The sequence below is a fragment of the Hydrogenophaga sp. NFH-34 genome, from assembly GCF_021401345.1.
GTDB classification, from domain to species: Bacteria; Pseudomonadota; Gammaproteobacteria; order Burkholderiales; family Burkholderiaceae_C; genus Hydrogenophaga; species Hydrogenophaga electricum.
The window spans coordinates 148,626-164,180 of the sequence record NZ_JACBGE010000004.1 but is presented as its reverse complement, the minus strand read 5'-3'; the positions used below and the strand labels follow the sequence as shown (position 1 = coordinate 164,180).

General features: G+C 68.9%; 15 protein-coding genes. 7 read left to right on the top strand and 8 right to left on the bottom strand.

Annotation, left to right across the window (positions count from 1 at the left end):
• Window positions 1-18: 18 nt before the first annotated feature.
• Window positions 19-942 (bottom strand): LysR family transcriptional regulator, encoded by a 924-nt coding sequence (locus tag L0977_RS05485; RefSeq protein ID WP_234263815.1) that lies wholly within the window; start codon window positions 940-942, stop codon window positions 19-21.
• Between the two features lie 95 nt (window positions 943-1,037).
• On the opposite strand from L0977_RS05485, the gene L0977_RS05480 reads away from it, so the two are divergent.
• Together L0977_RS05480 and ompA are read left to right on the top strand one after the other, a co-directional pair.
• Window positions 1,038-2,045, top strand: a complete 1,008-nt coding sequence (locus L0977_RS05480; protein ID WP_234263896.1) for a sodium-dependent bicarbonate transport family permease — start codon at window positions 1,038-1,040, stop codon at window positions 2,043-2,045.
• Between the two features lie 180 nt (window positions 2,046-2,225).
• Window positions 2,226-2,876: an outer membrane protein OmpA gene (ompA, locus tag L0977_RS05475; protein ID WP_234263814.1), complete on the top strand. Its 651-nt coding sequence runs from the start codon at window positions 2,226-2,228 to the stop codon at window positions 2,874-2,876.
• A 24-nt stretch (window positions 2,877-2,900) separates the two neighbouring features.
• Here ompA and L0977_RS25535 read toward each other — a convergent pair whose 3' ends face one another.
• Together L0977_RS25535 and L0977_RS05465 are read right to left on the bottom strand one after the other, a co-directional pair.
• Window positions 2,901-5,507 carry a sensor histidine kinase gene (locus tag L0977_RS25535; RefSeq protein WP_234263813.1) on the bottom strand — a complete coding sequence of 869 codons (2,607 nt, stop codon included), beginning with the start codon at window positions 5,505-5,507 and terminating at the stop codon, window positions 2,901-2,903.
• Window positions 5,508-5,651: 144 nt separating this feature from the next.
• On the bottom strand, window positions 5,652-6,227 hold the full coding sequence (locus L0977_RS05465; protein WP_234263812.1) for a mechanosensitive ion channel family protein: 576 nt from the start codon (window positions 6,225-6,227) through the stop codon (window positions 5,652-5,654).
• Between the two features lie 284 nt (window positions 6,228-6,511).
• Here L0977_RS05465 and L0977_RS05460 point away from each other — a divergent pair, with 284 nt between their 5' ends.
• Together L0977_RS05460 and L0977_RS05455 are read left to right on the top strand one after the other, a co-directional pair.
• Entirely contained in the window at window positions 6,512-7,699 is a 1,188-nt protein-coding gene (locus L0977_RS05460; RefSeq protein ID WP_234263811.1) for a serine hydrolase domain-containing protein, read from the top strand.
• A 69-nt stretch (window positions 7,700-7,768) separates the two neighbouring features.
• The gene (locus L0977_RS05455) at window positions 7,769-8,788 is read left to right on the top strand and encodes an AraC family transcriptional regulator (protein ID WP_234263810.1); all 1,020 of its coding nucleotides are present in this window, start codon (window positions 7,769-7,771) and stop codon (window positions 8,786-8,788) included.
• 18 nt (window positions 8,789-8,806) lie between these two features.
• Here L0977_RS05455 and L0977_RS05450 read toward each other — a convergent pair whose 3' ends face one another.
• Both L0977_RS05450 and L0977_RS05445 read right to left on the bottom strand, forming a co-directional pair.
• Window positions 8,807-9,106, bottom strand: a complete 300-nt coding sequence (locus tag L0977_RS05450) for a hypothetical protein (RefSeq protein ID WP_234263808.1) — start codon at window positions 9,104-9,106, stop codon at window positions 8,807-8,809.
• Window positions 9,107-9,139: 33 nt separating this feature from the next.
• Window positions 9,140-9,859 carry a TetR/AcrR family transcriptional regulator gene (locus L0977_RS05445; RefSeq protein ID WP_234263806.1) on the bottom strand — a complete coding sequence of 240 codons (720 nt, stop codon included), beginning with the start codon at window positions 9,857-9,859 and terminating at the stop codon, window positions 9,140-9,142.
• Window positions 9,860-9,920: 61 nt separating this feature from the next.
• Between L0977_RS05445 and L0977_RS05440 the strand changes: the two genes are divergently transcribed.
• Window positions 9,921-11,213 carry an aspartate aminotransferase family protein gene (locus tag L0977_RS05440; RefSeq protein ID WP_234263805.1) on the top strand — a complete coding sequence of 431 codons (1,293 nt, stop codon included), beginning with the start codon at window positions 9,921-9,923 and terminating at the stop codon, window positions 11,211-11,213.
• Window positions 11,214-11,250: 37 nt separating this feature from the next.
• Here L0977_RS05440 and L0977_RS05435 read toward each other — a convergent pair whose 3' ends face one another.
• Window positions 11,251-12,159 (bottom strand): LysR family transcriptional regulator, encoded by a 909-nt coding sequence (locus L0977_RS05435; RefSeq protein ID WP_234263804.1) that lies wholly within the window; start codon window positions 12,157-12,159, stop codon window positions 11,251-11,253.
• A 113-nt stretch (window positions 12,160-12,272) separates the two neighbouring features.
• On the opposite strand from L0977_RS05435, the gene L0977_RS05430 reads away from it, so the two are divergent.
• On the top strand, window positions 12,273-13,034 hold the full coding sequence (locus tag L0977_RS05430) for an SDR family NAD(P)-dependent oxidoreductase (RefSeq protein WP_234263803.1): 762 nt from the start codon (window positions 12,273-12,275) through the stop codon (window positions 13,032-13,034).
• 126 nt (window positions 13,035-13,160) lie between these two features.
• On the opposite strand, the gene L0977_RS05425 is transcribed toward L0977_RS05430, so the two are convergent.
• Window positions 13,161-14,069 (bottom strand): LysR family transcriptional regulator, encoded by a 909-nt coding sequence (locus L0977_RS05425; protein WP_234263802.1) that lies wholly within the window; start codon window positions 14,067-14,069, stop codon window positions 13,161-13,163.
• A gap of 69 nt (window positions 14,070-14,138) precedes the next feature.
• Between L0977_RS05425 and L0977_RS05420 the strand changes: the two genes are divergently transcribed.
• Window positions 14,139-15,149 (top strand): bile acid:sodium symporter family protein, encoded by a 1,011-nt coding sequence (locus tag L0977_RS05420; protein ID WP_234263801.1) that lies wholly within the window; start codon window positions 14,139-14,141, stop codon window positions 15,147-15,149.
• 52 nt (window positions 15,150-15,201) lie between these two features.
• On the opposite strand, the gene L0977_RS05415 is transcribed toward L0977_RS05420, so the two are convergent.
• Window positions 15,202-15,549, bottom strand: coding sequence for a c-type cytochrome (locus tag L0977_RS05415; protein ID WP_234263800.1), 348 nt, complete (start codon window positions 15,547-15,549; stop codon window positions 15,202-15,204).
• Window positions 15,550-15,555: the final 6 nt, after the last annotated feature.

The following is a 15,555-nucleotide window of genomic DNA, read 5'->3' as shown; positions in this document are numbered from 1 at the left end:
CTAGTTTGCGCAAGCCGGTCACCCCGATGGCGCCGTTCCCACCCCCAAAGCCCATTGCGCCGCGCTGCGCAGCAGGTGTTCGCGAAACACCTGGGCAATCGGCGAGAGCTGTTTGGCCTGCGGATACACCAGGTGCCATTGCGAACGGATGGGAAAGCCGCTGACCGGCAGCAGCACCAGGTCGCGCCCGATTTCTTCGGTCTTGAGCGCGTGGCGCGAGACGATGCCCACACCCAGGTGGCCGGCCACGGCTTCCTTGAGCGCCTCGTTGCTGCCCAGTTCGAGCGTGAGCGCGGGCGTGAAGCCGGCCCCGGCGAAGTGCCGATCGGTCGCGAGCCGGGTGCCTGAACCGCGTTCGCGCAGGATGAAGCGTTCGCCCGCCAGCGCCTTGAGCGTCACACGCTGGCGTTGCGCCAGCGTGTGGTGGGCGGGCGCGATCAGGTGCAGCGGGTTGTCGAGGAAGACCTGGTCTTCCAGGTCCATGTCGGCAGGGGGCTGCGACATGACGTAGAGGTCGTCGCGGTTCTCGCGCAGGCGTTGCACCACGCCGTCGCGGTTGAGCACTTCGAGCGCGATGTCGATGTTCGGGTAGCGCCCGCAGAAACCGCCCAGCAGGCGCGGCACGAAGTACTTGGCGGTGCTGACCACGGCCACGCTCAGGCGCCCGCTGGTCAGGCCCTTCATGGCGCTGACCCGCTGGCCGAAGCGGTCCCACTCGCCGGCGACGGCGCGTGCGGTCTGCGCCAGTTCCCGGCCGGCCTCGGTCAGGAAGACCTTGCGGCCGATCACCTCGTACAGCGGCAGGCCCACCGATTCGGTGATTTCGCGCAGTTGCATGGACGCGGTCGGTTGCGTCACGTGCAGGGCCCGCGCGGCGGCGCTGACGCTGCCGGTGTCGGCCAGCGCCAGGAACAGGCGCATTTGGCGGAAGGTGATATTCATAGATTTTTATCTATGTTGTGTCGCACAAAAATCGATTTTACGAAATGCATTTGAACCACCAGAATCCGCAGCCAACCAAGGAAAGCCCCGTGAATCTGCAGAACCTGATCGATCCCGCCATCCTGTTTTTTGTCGTCGGTGTGCTGGCCGGCTTGCTGCGCTCCAACCTCGAAATCCCGCCCGCCATTTCGCGCTTCCTCTCGATGTACCTGCTCATGGCGCTGGGGCTCAAGGGCGGCTTTGCGCTGGCGGCATCGGGTCTCAACGCCCAGGTGGCGGCGGGGCTGGGCATCGCGGTTACGCTGGCGGTGCTGGTGCCCTTGCTGGGGTTCACGATCCTGCGGCGCTGGGTGTCGGGCTTTGACGCGGCCGCGCTGGCGGCCACCTACGGGTCGGTCAGCGCGGTGACCTTCATCACCGCCACCGGCCACCTCGACAAGATCGGCGTGCCGTACGGTGGACACATGGCGGCGGCCATGGCGCTGATGGAGTCGCCCGCCATCGTGCTGGCGGTGTTGCTGGCCAACCGCCTGCGCCAGCAGGCCCAGCCGGCACCCGGGGTGGTGGTGTCTGGCGGCGCAGCGGCGCTGGCGGGCCCGCCCGGGGCGGGGGCCACGGACTGGCGCAAGCTGTTGCACGAGTCTTTCACCGATGGTTCGCAACTGCTGCTGATCGGCGCCATGCTGGTCGGCCTGATGACCGGCGAGGCGGGGCACACGGCCATGCAACCGTTCTCGGGCGACCTGTTCAAGGGCATGCTGGCCTTCTTCCTGCTCGACATGGGCCTGATGGCCGCGCGCAACCTGCCGGGGCTGCGCGGGCGCTCACCGGTGCTGCTGGCCTACGGCGTGCTGGCGCCGCTGCTGCACGCCTCGCTGGCCTGGGCGCTGGCGCGCGCTGCGGGGTTGTCGGTGGGCGACACCGCGCTCTTGATGACGCTGGCGGCCAGTGCGTCTTACATCGCGGTGCCGGCGGTGGTGCGTTACGCCATCCCCGAAGCCAGCCCGTCGCTGTATTTCGGCCTCTCGCTGGGGCTGACCTTTCCGCTCAACCTGTTGCTGGGCATTCCGCTGTATGCGCAGGTGGCGCAGGCCCTGGGCTGAGGCGCCGGCTGCCCGCCGTGCGTGCGGCAATGGCGTGTTGTCCTACAAGCGCACGCGGCGGCTGCCGATGATGCCTGCGCTGCGCAAAACCTAGACTGGGTTTCACTCGGCCGGGAAGAGGACCGACCCGCCAGAGTCCTTCAACCACGCCCTGCACGGGCACAGAGAAAAGGAACACCCATGAACAACAAGCACCCTTTCCATCGCATCGCCTTGCTGGCTGCCGCCGTCTCGCTGGCCACCGCTGCCGGCGCCCAGACGGTTGACAACTGGCAAAGCACCGATGGCCAGGTCTGGCGCAACGGGACCAACGAGCTGTGCTGGCGCAACAGCGCCTGGACACCGGCCACCGCCCACCCGGACTGCGACGGGGCCTTGCAGCCGCCTCCGCCGCCCGCCCCGGTGGCCCAGGCGCCGGCCCCGGCCCCGGTGGTCACGCCGGCTCCCGAGCCGCCGCCGCCCGCTCCGGCGCCCGTGATGGCCCTGAGCCTGCAGGCCGAGACGCTGTTCGACTTCGACAAGGCCGTGCTCAAGCCGGCGGGCAAGACGGCGCTGGACACGCTGGTGGCCGACATGGCGAAGGTGGACGTTGAAACCGTCATCGCCGTGGGGCACACCGATGCCATCGGCACCGAGACCTACAACCAGGCGCTGTCGGTCCGGCGTGTGGAGGCGGTGAAGGCCTACCTGGTGAGCAAGGGTGTGCCGGCCGACCGCATCAAGACCGAAGGCCGGGGCGAAACGCAGCCTGTGGCGTCCAACCAGACCCGCGAAGGCCGCGCCCAGAATCGCCGTGTCGAAATCGAGGTGGTGGGCACCCGCAAGCCATGACCGGGCTGTTGCGCCCCGGAGCCGTCAGGCCTCGGGGCGCAGCGTGAAGCAGAAGCGCGCGCCCTGGCCCGGCGCCGCTTCGGCCGTGATGCGGCCACCGTGCCGGTCGACGATGCGGCGCACGGTGGCCAGGCCCACGCCGGTGCCCTGGAACTCGCTGGCGGTGTGCAGGCGCTGGAAGGGCTCGAACAGGTGTTCCGCCTTGGCCATGTCGAAGCCCGCGCCGTTGTCGCTGACGCAAAAGCCTTGCAGGCCCAGCACCTCGGCCAGGCCAAAGCCGATCGTCGCCTGCGGGGTGCGGGCGCTGTATTTCCAGGCGTTGTCCAGCAGGTTCACCAGCAGGGCCTCGGCCAGAGCGGCGTCGCAATCGGCCACCAGATCGGGGGTGACGTCGGCGATCACCTGGCGCGACGGTTCGGCCTGGGCCAGTTCGGCAAGCCGCCGCGTGGCGATGGCCGACAGGTTGACGCTTTCGCGCGCCAGCGGTTTGTTGGTGTGGCGCGAGAGCGCCAGCAGGCCTTCGATGAGGCTGCCCATGCGTTCGCTGCCGAGCTGGATGCGTTGCAGGTGTTCGCACCCTTGCGGACCCAGCCGATCGGCAAAGTCCTCCAGCAGGATCTGCACGAACCCGTTGACAGTGCGCAGCGGTGCACGCAGATCGTGGCTGACCGTGTAGGCAAAGCTGTCGAGTTCGCGGTTGGCGGCGCTGAGTTCGGCCGTGCGTTCGATCACCCGCTGTTCCAGCTCGGCATTCAGGCGGCGGATCTCCTGGGCAGCACGTTCGCGGTCGGTCAGGTCCTGCACGTAGGCCACGCGGCGGACTGGCTGGCCCTGGGCATCGCGCAGCACGGTCACGTCGATCAGCACCGGGAAGATGCGGCCGTCCCGCGTCATGTGTTCGATCTCGAACACCAGGTGGTCCTGGCTGTGCACGGTGGCCAGCGCCGTCTCCAGCCGGGGCCAGGCGCTTTCGGGATACAGGCTGCGGATCGGCAGGCCGGTGAGGGCTGCGGTGTCGTAGCCGCGCTGCTGCGCAAAAGCGGGGTTGGCCACCACGATCGTGTTGGTCTTCACGTCGGAAATGAGCAGGCCGACCTCGCTGTGTTCGAAAGCCTCGGCCCACAGACGCAGGCCGGCTTCGGCCTGGCGCCGGTCCGTCAGGTCGTGCAGCGAAACGAGCATCCCGTCGGGCAGGGTGATGGCGCTGGCCTCGACGATGCGGGTGCTGCCGTCAAAGCAGCGCAGTTCGTATTCCATGGCGGACGGGGATTGCGGCGTCGCCGAGACCATGCGGGGCTGCAACTGGCGCCAGCGCGTGCGCGCTGCCTCGCGGGTGGGGCCTTCGGGGAAGGCGCGCAGAAACCACGCGTCGATGTGCGGAAGGTGGCGCACCTCGTAACCCAGCAACTGCGTGAAGCGTGCGTTGAGGAACTGCACCGCGCCGTCGGGGGCGACAAAGGCCATGGCGACCGGGGCCTGGTCGAACAGCGACTGGAAACGCTGGCGGCTTTCGCTCAGGGCGGTGACCAACTCGGTCATTGAGCGAGCGAACACCGCCACCTCGTCATGGCCTTCGACGGCGGGCAGGGTCACCTGGGGATGCTGGAGGTTGATGCGGGCGGCCGCCTGGCTCAGCGCCTCCATTGGGCGCAGCCGCCGGCCGACGGCCCACCACAGGACGGCCGCCAGCGCCAGCGCGGACAGCAGGCCCCCGACCAGCGCCGTCCAGCCCAGGGACCGGGCGTCGGCAAACGCGCTGACCTCGTCCTGCCGGACCAGCACGATCCAGCCCAGCCCCGGGCCTGAGGGCGTCCCGAGGGTGGGCGCCGCCGCCGTGAGGTAGCGCCGGCCGTCGGGCCAGACCTCGACCGCCGTGGCCACCTGTCCCGCGGCCGCGCGCTGCAGCACCGACAGCGGCAGCAGGCTGGGGGCCGACTTCACCGGCAGGGTGGGGCTGCCGACAATGACCTCGCCGTGGCGGTTGGTCAGCAGCATTTCCTGGTTCGGATCGTCGAGCTGGTCCATGAGCTGGTCGCGCAACTGGTAGGTCCAGTCCAGGCTGAGGTGGGTGGCCAGCACGCCCACGAAGCGGCCGTCCCGATCCTGCAAGGGCAGGGCGATGTCCAGCAGGCGCAGCGGCATCTCGTCCCGTTCGGGGCGGGGCAGCAGCTTGCCCAGCAACACCGCGTCGTGAATGTCTTCTTGGTACACACCCTGGCGACCGCCAACGAACCAGGCGCGTTGGGACACGTCGGTTCCGTTGATGCGGGGCTCGGTGCTGGCGACGATGCGCCCCTCGGTATCGGTGATGCCGATCCACGCGTGCACCGGGTGTGTGGCCTGCTTGTTCAGCAGGAGCGCCTGTTTGTCCTGAGGCGATCGCGACGGGTCGTGAAGGCGGTCCAGGGTGGCCAGGAAACGCAGTTCCTGGGTGCGGGCCGTCATGTCCTGGTTCAGGTGCGACGCCATGCGGGTGGCCAGCGTGCGCTGCAACTTGAACTGGTCTTTTTCAACCTGGGCCTGCACCAGGCGGGTCATCAGCAGCACGTAGGCGACGGCACTGATCACGGCCAGCAAGCCGATCAGCAGCACCAACTGCAGTCGAAGGCTGTTGCGCAATGACGGGAACACGTTGCTGTCCGGAGTGGCTTTGTGCCGATGCGCCGGATTCCCCCCTGAACGCATCCCTCATCCTGAAGATGATAGTCATCAAAGCGCTGCCGGAGGATGGGGTTCCGGGTAAACCCGGATGCCTGCCGGCGTGGGCCGGCGGCTTCAGTCCAGCAGCGAGCGCACCACTGGCTCCTTGGTGCGCAGCCGCATCATGCGCTGGAAGAACAGGCTGTTGGGGACACGCAGCCACGAGGGCTCGCCGCCTTCGGGCGGCAGCTCCTTGAGCGTGGTGTAGATGAGGTTGATGTCCATCACCTCGCCGCCCAGGCCCGGCTTGTCGCCGCTTTCCAGCAACTCGACGTGATCGTGCAGCCCGAAGGGGCGCGTGGTGTAGATCAGCAGCGCACAGAAGATGTTGGACAGCACGCTCCAGGCGGCAAAAAAGGCCACTGCCGCCACCGCGGCGAAGCCGGTGAAGGCGGTCCACAGCACCATGCCCGAAACCCCCAGGCGGTCCAGCACCAGCAGCAGGGCCGCGCCGAAGATGAGCACGCTGCTCAGGCGCCGGCTGCCGACCACCATCTCCAGCGGCAGGTGCTTGTCGGCACCGAGCCGGTTGATGAAGCGGTTCAGCAGCGCGCGCAGCAGCAGCGCGGCGAACACGATCAGGGCGATCTGCAGGCCCAGCGTGATGACATCGATCCAGGGGTGGGCCCAGTCGGGCAGGAGGTTTTTCATGTTCTGCATGCGGTCGCGAGGGGGGGATGCGCGCCAGAGGGCCGGGGCCGTGGGCGGTGTTCACACAAGGGCCAAGGATAGAGGCTGTGCGCCGGCGTGTTGTTCCCCGCGGTGCGGCGGCGCTGCGCTGCCCCGCCGGGCGAATTGATTGCCGGATCCGGACAGGCGCATGCCGGATCCGGATGGGGCTGGCGCGCTGGCGTGCCTAGACTGGCCCGCACTCGTGAAGCGGGGAGCCGCGGCCCGCTGCGAGCCGTCCGACAGCCGCGCGAAGGAGACATGCCATGACCATGGCCAAGATGAAAACCGCATTGGATGCGGTGCTTGCACAGACAGTGGGTCGCCACGGTGGCGCACCCGGCGTGGTGGCGATGGCCACCGACCGTTACGCCAATTTCTACGAAGGGGCGGCCGGTGTGCGCGAACTGGGCCGCGACGTGGCGATGGACACCGACGCGGTGTTTGCGCTGTTTTCCACCACCAAGGCCATGGCCGGTGTGTGCCTGATGCAACTGGTCGAAGAGGGGCAGCTCCGGCTCGACGACCCGGCCGGTGCCTACGCGCCGGAGCTCGATGCCCTGCAGGTGCTGGAAGGCTTCGATGCCGACGGTTCGCCGCGCACCCGGGCCCCCAGGCGGCGCATCACCGTCAACGACCTGATGCTGCACGCCTCCGGCCTGGGCTATGAATTCTTCAGCCCCGACGACCTGAAGTACCGCACCGCCCTGGGCATTCCCACCGTGGTGTCGTGCACCTTCGACGCCGTGCGCACGGTGCTGCTGCACGACCCGGGGGAGGCCTGGACCTACGGGGTGAACATCGACTGGGTCGGCCGCATCGTGGAGCGCCTGCGTGGCCAGCGCCTGGGCGAGGTGATGCGCGAACGGCTGTTCGAGCCGCTGGGCATGCAGGACATCGGCTTCACCCTGAGCCCGGCGATGGCACAGCGCCGCGTGACCATCCACGACCGCGCCGCCGACGGCCGCCTCACGCCGCTGCCCGACCTGGTGCTGCCGCAGCCGCCAGCGATGGATTGCGGCGGCCATGGCCTGTACGGCACGGTCGGTGAATACATGAAGTTCATCCGCATGGTGCTCAACGACGGCCAGGGCGCGCACGGCCGCGTGCTGCGCCCCGAAACGGTGGCCGCGCTGGCGCGCGACGGCCTGGCCGAGATGGGGCTGGCGGTCGGTGGCTGGACCGGCTCCATCCCGTCGCTGAGCAACAGCGGCGAGTTCTTCCCCGGCACCGACAAGGGCTGGGGCTACAGCTTCATGACCAACCGCGAAGCCACACCCAGTGGCCGGTCTGCGGGGTCGCTGATGTGGGCCGGCCTGGCCAATTGTTACTACTGGATCGACCGGGACAGCGGCGTCGGCGGCTACTGGGCGACGCAGATCCTGCCGTTCCAGGACGCGGTGTCGTACCCGGGGTTTGTGGAATTCGAGACCGCCGTCTACCATCACCGCTGACACGGCGGGCGGACGCACCGGGGCGCGTGCCCGGTGCGCCGCCACGCCGGCGATGGAGACAACAAGCCCATGGATGCCATCCGCCATGTGCTGGTGCAGGACGCGCAGGGTCGGCCCAGCGAACACCACCGCCTGGTTGCGTCGTGCGACTGGGACGCCATCCGCCTGTGGTCCGATCAGGTCTACATGCCCTACAGCGTCACGCCGATCGGCCCGGTGCGCCGGCCCGACTCGGTGCTGGACGCCACCCGCATCGGCCACTTCACGCTCAGCCGCTTCAAATACGGCATTCCGGTCAACATCCGGGATTTTTCGCCCGAAGCCGGCATGGGCATGGTGCTGACCACGCTCGGTGGTGCGGCGCGCCACTGGAGCGGTGCGCGCTCCTACAGCGACGCGGGTCTGGGTGACGCGTTCGTGGTCGACAACTCGCGCGCCAGCTACTGGGTGGATTTCGACGAACGCCACCTGCAGGTCAACCTCACGTTCCAGCACGACGCGCTGGCCGATCTGCACCAGCGCTGGTTTGGCGCCCCGGCCGACGAGCGGCTGTGGCGGCACAGCTTCCGGATCGGCGGCGGGCCGGGCTCACCCTGGATGGCCTTGCTGGGGTATGTCTGCCAGTGCGTCACGCACATGCCGGACGCGGTGGGCGAGGGGCCGCTGGGGCGGCATCTGGAAGAGATGGTTGGTGTGCACCTGCTCACGCAGTGGCGCCAGCAGATCGACGGCCCCGCCCCGGGCTCTGCCTACCGGCCGGCGCCGCGGCAGGTGCTGGCCGCCGAGCGGTACATCCGCGAGCACGCGCGGTACGCGCCGACCCTGGGTGAACTGGCCGCCGCGGCCGGGGTGAGCGTGCGTTCGCTGAGCCAGGCCTTTCGCGCCTACCGCGACTGCACGCCGATGGCGGCGCTGCGGGAAGCGCGGCTGCAAGGGGTGCGTGCCGAGCTGTCGATGGCGACAGCGCCGGCGACCGTGCAGTCGGTTGCTGCCGATTGGGGCTTCACCCACCTGGGGCACTTTGCCCGGCTGTACCGCGAGCGCTTCGGCGAACTGCCGGCGGCCACGCTGCGCGCGGGCCGCCACTGAGCGGCGGGCGGTGCGGGGTCAGACCGGATCGGCCAGCAGCTTGGAGATGGCCGCGATGTGCGCCGCGGTGGGCTTTTCGGGCGGCATTTCGTCTTCGGCGGCGGTGGCGTTTTCGTGCGCCTGGATGGCGTTGACCATGGCGTACTGGTTCTCCCACGACAGGGTCTTGCCTTCGGGACACATGTCGCGCAGGGTGCCGTACCAGTAGTAGCCGTCGCGGCCGCCGAAGAGCCGGTCGATGGCGGCGGCGTCGCCGGTCTGGATGCCTTGGCCGGAGAGGATGAGCTTGAGTTTGTGGTGCGAAACGGAGTAGTGCATGGTGTGTAGGGCCCAAAAAGGCGGGCCGCGATTCTACGTGCCACCGGACGGCGGCGCGCGCATCGCCGCCAACCCCTGCACCACGGTTTCGGTCCAGAACCGAAAGCTGCTGTCCAGCGGCGCCTGCGTGCCACTGGTGGCGCGCACCACAAAAGCACCCTGGCGCAGGCGCCCCATTTCGCGCGCCAGCAGCGGGTGCCTGGCGGGGTCGATGGCTTGCATGCGTTGGCGGTGCGCATCGGCCCAGGCGTCGGCGTCTTCGTCGGGCAGGGGAGCCAATTCCAGCGTGACAAAGCCCACCATCGCGGCGATCAGCGTGTTGTAGGCGTGGCGCAGAGGTGCGCCTTCGAAACCGGCGCGCACCAGCAGCGCCAGGATGTGCTCCATCAGTTCGGGCGGCATGCTTTCGTTGGACACCAGTTGCGCACCCAGCACCGGGGCAATGTGCGGATGCGCGCGCACCGCCTGGCGGTAGCGGCGCAGCAGATCGCGCACGCCGGCCTGCCAGTCCGGCGGCATGCGGCGCGGCGTGAGGTCGCGCAGGGCCAGGGCCACGGCACCGGCGATCAGCGCGTTGCGGCCCGGCACGTGCCAGTACAGGGCGGTGGGGTAGACGCCCAGTTCGCGGGCCAGGTCGCGCACGCTGAAGGCGTTCACACCCTTGCGGTCGATCAGGGCGAGCGCGGCGTTCAGCACGGCATCGCGCGACAGGCCATCGGTATGGGTGCCAGTGCCTTTGCCGGAAGGGGGCATGTGTTTCTGCATGGTCCTGTACACTGTACAGGAACCTTCTGAAAGCGCCCAAGGAGCCGCCATGAATCTCGCCAACGCCCTGGAAGACGCCCGTGCCCGCTACCGCGCGCGCAACCCTGCCAGCGAACGGCAATTGGCTGGCGCGGCTGCCCACCTGCCCGGGGGCAATACGCGCAGCGTGCTGTTCTTTCCGCCGTTTCCGCTGACCATGGTGCGCGGCGAGGGCTGCCGGCTCTGGGATGCCGACGGGCATGGCTATATCGACGCGCTGGGCGAGTTCACCGCCGGGCTCTACGGGCATTCGAATCCGGTGATCCGGCAGGCCATCACCGGGGCGCTGGCCGATGGCCTGACGCTCTCGTCGCACACCCGCCGCGAGGCGGACCTGGCGGCCGAGATCCACCGGCGTTTCCCCTCGATGGCGCTCATGCGCTTCACCAATTCGGGCACCGAAGCGAGCATGCTGGCCATCGCCCTGGCCCAGGTGCACACCGGCCGCCGGAAGGTGCTGGTGTTCGACGGCGCGTACCACGGCGGCGTGCTGAGCTTTGGTGGCGGGGGCTCGCCGATCAATCTGCCGCATCCGTATGTGGTCGCGCCCTACAACGACCTGCCGGCCGTGGCCGCGCTGGTAGAGGCCCATGGCCCCGAGCTGGCGGCGATCGTTGTGGAACCGGTGCTGGGCGCGGGCGGCTGCATTCCCGGCGATCCCGACTTCCTGCACGGTCTGCGCGCCCTGGCCACCCGGTGCGGCGCCGTGTTCATCCTCGACGAAATCCAGACCTCGCGCCTGTCACCGGGCGGGCTGCAGGCGGTGGTGGGGCTCACGCCCGACCTCACCCTGCTGGGCAAGTATTTCGGCGGGGGGCTGTCGTTCGGGGCGTTTGGCGGGCGTGCCGACCTCATGACGCGTTTCGATCCGCGTCAGCCCGGGGCACTGGGGCACGCCGGCACCTTCAACAACAACGTGCTGTCGATGGCCGCAGGGCTGGCCGGGCTGGAGCAGGTGCTCACGCCGCAGGCGCTGAACGACCTGAACCAACGCGGCGACCGCTTGCGCGAGCGCCTGAATACCGTGCTGGCCACGGCCGGTGTGCCCGCGCACTTCGCCGGTGTGGGCTCGGTCATGAACCTGCACGGCCTGCCGGGGCCCGTGCGCCGGCCTGCCGATCTGGCGGGCGCGAACCACGCCCTGCGCGAGCTGCTGTTTTTCGACCTGCTGGAACGTGGCGTCTACCTGGCCTTCCGCGGCTTCATCGCCCTGTCGCTGCCCTTTGACGATGCGGCCTGCGACACGCTGGTGGGCGCGCTCGACGATGCGGTCCACGTGCGCGGTGCGTTGCTGCGCGGCTGAGGATCAGTGCACGCCTGCGCGGTGGCGGCTGGCTGTGTCAGCTTTGCAGCCGGGGCGCTATCAGGTCGGCGAGCCAGTGCATGAACACCTGCACGCGCCGGGGCAACTGCCGCCGGTGCGCGTACACGATGGACACCGGCATGGGCGCCGCGCGCCAGGTGGGCAGGATCTCGATCAGGCGACCTGACTGCAGGTGGGCGCGCACGCCCGCTTCGGGCACCTGGATGATGCCCAACCCGGCCAGGGCCGCGGCGGCATAAGCGGCGGTGGTGTTGACGGTGAGCGCGCCGGCCATGGGCAGGGTGCGCAGTTCGCCCTCCGCATCCCCATACTCGAACCCGCCGGTGCGTGCGCCGAGGTTGGGCACGTAGTGCACCAACTGGTGCTGGCCCAGATCGGCCAGGGTGGTCGGCAGGCCCCGCTCTTCGAGGTAGGCGGGGCTGGCCACATTGACCATGCGGTAGTGGCCGATCGGACGGGCGACCAGGCTGGAGTCGCTCATGCGGCCCACACGCAGCACGCAGTCGAAGCCTTCGCGCACCAGATCGACACGCCGGTCGACCGACGACAGTTCGATCTCCAGCCCCGGGTGTGCGCGCAGGAAGGCGGGCAGGGCCGGCAGCACGAGGTCGTGCGCGATCGGCTGAGGCATGTCCACGCGCAGGCGGCCGCGCAGCGTCGCGGGCTCGGCCTGAAACAGCGCGCGCAGGTCGTCCAGGTCGGCCAGCAGGTCCTGCGCCCGCTCGTAGGCCGCCTGCCCGTCCTGGGTCAGCTGCACCCGGCGGGTGGTGCGGTGCAGCAGCCGGGTGCCCAGTTCGGTTTCGGCGGCACGCACGGCCGCCGACACGGTGGTGCGGGGCAGCCCCAACTGGTCGGCCGCTGCGCTGAAGCTGGCCAGCTCGGCCACACGCACGAAGATGCGCAGCGATTCGGTGAGGTCTTTCATGGGTCTATTGTGCTTTTTTGATGCACAGTCATGGCATCGCATAGGGTTTTATGGGATTTATTGCCTTCAATAGACTGCGGGTTCTGACTTGTTTTGGCTGTGAAAGGAACCCCATGACCACCCGTCCGATTGCCCTCGTCACCGGCGCCAGCCGCGGGCTGGGCCGCAACGCCGCCCTGAAACTCGCCGCCCGCGGCACCGACCTGATCGTGACCTACCGGCAGCAGGCTGCCGAAGCCGAATCGCTGGTGCGCGAGCTGCAGGCGCTGGGCGCGCAGGCCGTGGCGCTGCCCCTCGATGTGGGTGACAGCGCCGGCTTTCCGGCTTTCGCCGAAGCGGTGCGCAGCGCCTTGGGCCGCCACTGGCAGCGCGAACAGTTCGATTACCTGCTCAACAACGCCGGCACCGGGATCAACGTCGCCATTGCCGCCACCACCGAAGCCCAGTTCGACGACATGGTGCGCGTGCATCTGAAGGGCACGTTTTTCCTCACGCAGGCGCTGCTGCCGCTGATCGCCGACGGAGGGCGCATTCTGAACGTCTCTTCCGGTCTGGCGCGCTTTTCCCTGCCGGGCTATGCCGCCTACGCGGCGATGAAGGGCGGCATCGAGGTGTTCACACGCTATCTCGCGCTGGAATTGGGGCCGCGCCGCATCGCGGTGAACACCATCGCGCCGGGCGCCATTGCCACCGACTTCGGCGGTGGCGCGGTGCGCGACAACGCCCAGATCAACGGCCTGATTGCTTCCCAGACGGCGCTGGGCCGCGTGGGCCTGCCCGACGACATTGGCCATGTGATGGCGGCGCTGCTGTCCCCCGATCTGGGCTGGGTGAATGGTCAGCGCATCGAGGCGTCCGGCGGCATTCACCTCTGATCGGCCGCCTGCCCCGAGGTTGCCGTGGGCGCCTGGGCGGGGCGGCTGACCGGAAATCGCTCCGCGGAGACGGTCGGTCGGTGCGGGCACCCGCCAGGCTTGGCGTGCCTGCCCGCAGCGGGTCTCTCAGCCGTTGGATGGGCTTCGCAGAGCCGCCATTTCGCGAATCAGGGCCCACACCCGCGTGGCCAGGGGCGAAAGCGAGTGCTGGCGCCGGTGCACCATCACGATTTCGCGCTGGATGCGGGGCGTCAGCGGCCGCGCAACGACTCCGGCCGGGGTCGCCGGCGGCGGCATCGCGAGTGCCGGCATCACGCTCAGCCCCAGGCCGGCTTCGACCATGCGGAACACCGTGGTGGGGTGCCCCACCTCCTGGACCACGCGCCCCTCGGCGCCGTGTTCGGCCAGGGCGCGATCGATCAGGCGCCGGCTGCCGGAGGCGTGGTCGAGCAGCACCAGCGGCACGCCATCGAGCGCCTGCCAGCGCAACTGCCGCCGCGCCGCGAGCGGGTGGCCGGCCGGCAGTACGGCCACAAACGGGTCGTGCAGGATGGTTTCGCCGTGCAGGTCGTCGGGCGCCAGCGGCTCGATCACGACGCCGAAATCCACCTCGCCCGCGCGCACGCTGCTCAGCACGTCCTGCTGGATGCGGTCCAGCAGCATCAGCTCGATGTCGGGCTCGCGCTGCGCGCAGGCCGCGATGCACGCGGGCATGAGATGGGCGGAAATGGTGGGACTGCTGGCCACGCGCACCCGCCCGCGCCGGGTCTGACCCAGTTCGCGCACGTCGACCAGGGCTTGGTCCAGTTCGTCCAGCACCCGCGGCAGGCGCCCTGCGAGGGACTGCCCGGCCTCGGTCAGCGCCACCTCGCGGGTGCTGCGGTCGAGCAGGCGCAGGCCCATCTGCGCTTCCAGCTCGTGGATGGCGCGGCTGACGGCGGGCTGGGTCAGGCCGATGCGGTCGCCGGCGCGGCTGAAGCTGCGCTCGCTGGCAACGGCAAGGAAGACGCGCAACTGGCGGAGGCTGATGTTCATGATTGTTAATCATGAATTTATCAGATTAATCCATTTCACTTGGGTGGGAACCTGGCGTCCAATCGCGGCATGGCACGTTCAAGATTCCTCCCCGACAACTTCACCCTCACCCTGGTGGGCATGGTGGTGCTGGCCAGCGTTCTGCCGGTCAGCGGCGTCATGGCCCGTGTGTTCGATGGCCTGACCACCGCCGCCATCACGCTGCTGTTCTTCCTGCACGGCGCGCGGCTTTCGCGCGAGGCGGTGCTGGCCGGCATCACGCATTGGCGGCTACACCTGCTGGTGCTGGCGTCCACGTTCGTGCTGTTCCCGCTGCTGGGCCTGGCGCTGCAGCCGGTGCTTTCACCGCTGCTGCCGGCTGGCCTGTTCGTGGGCGTGTTGTACCTGTGCGTGCTGCCGTCCACCGTCCAGTCGTCGATCGCACTCACGTCCATGGCGCGTGGCAACATCCCGGCGGCCGTGTGCAGCGCCTCGGCCTCGACGCTGCTGGGCGTGTTCATCACCCCGCTGCTGGTCAATCTGGTGGTGGTGCCGGGCGGCAACGCGGGCGCTTCGCTCGACGCCATTGGCCGCATCTTCCTGCAACTGCTCGCCCCTTTCGTGGCGGGCCATCTGCTGCGGCCCTGGATCGGCGGTTTCGTCAAGCGCCACGCGACCATGCTCAAGCTGGTGGACCAGGGCTCCATCGTGCTGGTGGTCTACACCGCCTTCAGCGCGGCCGTGATCGAGGGCCTGTGGCGGAACGTCTCGCTCGTCACCCTGCTGGCGCTGCTGTTCATCTGTGCGCTGTTGCTGACAGTGGTGCTGTCGGTGACCACCTGGGTCGCTCGCCGCCGCGGGTTCTCGACGGAGGACGAAATCACCATCGTGTTCTGCGGCTCGAAGAAGAGTCTGGCCAGCGGCGCGCCCATGGCCAAGGTGCTGTTCGCCGCGCCGCAGGTGGGCGCGATCCTGTTGCCGGTGATGCTGTTTCACCAGATGCAGCTGATGGTGTGCGCCTTGCTGGCCCAGCGCTACGCACGGCGTCCCCAGGTGGCTGCGCCGGTCGTTGCGGAGGCGACCACCCGGGCTGTTTCCTGAGCCTGACTCAGGCCCTGCGCACCTGCCCCGAAAGGCGCGTGCGCAGGAGTCCTCAGCGAGCCGGGGTCCGGCTCAGCAGGCTGTAGTACGCAGCGATGTTGCGGATGTCGGCCTCCGACAGGGGGCGAGCCATGGCATTCATGGTCGGGTTCTGTCGTGTGCCTGCCTTGTAGGCGTGCAAGGCAGCTTCCAGGTAAGCGCGTTCCTGGCCGGCCAGATGTGGAGTACCGGGTATTTTCGAGATGCCGTTCGCGTTGTGGCAGGCAAAGCAGACCGCAGCCCGTTTCTGCCCGGCGCCCATGTCGGTCGCCACCCCGCTGAATTGCGCCCTGGCTGGGGAAGCGGTGCTGACCAGCAGGAGCAGAAGAAGGGCGATTGCGGTGTTTGTGGTTGATGTCATGTAGGG

Excerpts from the sequence above, each read along its gene's own strand:
- L0977_RS05485 (WP_234263815.1), bottom strand. The coding sequence starts at position 942 with ATGAATATCACCTTCCGCCAAATGCGCCTGTTCCTGGCGCTGGCCGAC.
- L0977_RS05425 (WP_234263802.1), bottom strand. The coding sequence starts at position 14,069 with ATGAACATCAGCCTCCGCCAGTTGCGCGTCTTCCTTGCCGTTGCCAGC.
- L0977_RS05455 (WP_234263810.1), top strand. The coding sequence starts at position 7,769 with ATGGATGCCATCCGCCATGTGCTGGTGCAGGACGCGCAGGGTCGGCCC.
- L0977_RS05450 (WP_234263808.1), bottom strand. The coding sequence starts at position 9,106 with ATGCACTACTCCGTTTCGCACCACAAACTCAAGCTCATCCTCTCCGGC.
- L0977_RS05465 (WP_234263812.1), bottom strand. The coding sequence starts at position 6,227 with ATGAAAAACCTCCTGCCCGACTGGGCCCACCCCTGGATCGATGTCATC.
- L0977_RS05415 (WP_234263800.1), bottom strand. The coding sequence starts at position 15,549 with ATGACATCAACCACAAACACCGCAATCGCCCTTCTTCTGCTCCTGCTG.
- L0977_RS05430 (WP_234263803.1), top strand. The coding sequence starts at position 12,273 with ATGACCACCCGTCCGATTGCCCTCGTCACCGGCGCCAGCCGCGGGCTG.
- L0977_RS05445 (WP_234263806.1), bottom strand. The coding sequence starts at position 9,859 with ATGCCCCCTTCCGGCAAAGGCACTGGCACCCATACCGATGGCCTGTCG.
- L0977_RS05440 (WP_234263805.1), top strand. The coding sequence starts at position 9,921 with ATGAATCTCGCCAACGCCCTGGAAGACGCCCGTGCCCGCTACCGCGCG.
- ompA (WP_234263814.1), top strand. The coding sequence starts at position 2,226 with ATGAACAACAAGCACCCTTTCCATCGCATCGCCTTGCTGGCTGCCGCC.
- L0977_RS05420 (WP_234263801.1), top strand. The coding sequence starts at position 14,139 with ATGGCACGTTCAAGATTCCTCCCCGACAACTTCACCCTCACCCTGGTG.
- L0977_RS05435 (WP_234263804.1), bottom strand. The coding sequence starts at position 12,159 with ATGAAAGACCTCACCGAATCGCTGCGCATCTTCGTGCGTGTGGCCGAG.
- L0977_RS05460 (WP_234263811.1), top strand. The coding sequence starts at position 6,512 with ATGACCATGGCCAAGATGAAAACCGCATTGGATGCGGTGCTTGCACAG.